This window comes from Neisseria sp. HMSC061H08 (assembly GCF_001836795.1).
GTDB classification, from domain to species: domain Bacteria; phylum Pseudomonadota; class Gammaproteobacteria; order Burkholderiales; family Neisseriaceae; genus Neisseria; species Neisseria subflava_A.
In genome coordinates, this window is the sequence record NZ_KV830565.1 from 1 (window position 1) to 217 (window position 217).

Here is a 217-nt window from a genome sequence, read left to right on the forward strand (position 1 = left end):
ATTTCGCGCTGTTTGATCATGTCGGCCCTTAATGTCATACCCGAAAGGCTATAATGTTCAAAATTTGCCGTCTTAGAGTTGTCTCTACACCGCTTCGGATAATAATTTTGCTAGCTGTGCGGCCGATATGGGTGTGACGGTGGGCTGCTTTTGTCTGATTACTGTGGCGATTTGTTAAAAGAAATGCCGTCTGAAACGTATTTGTTGTTTCAGACGG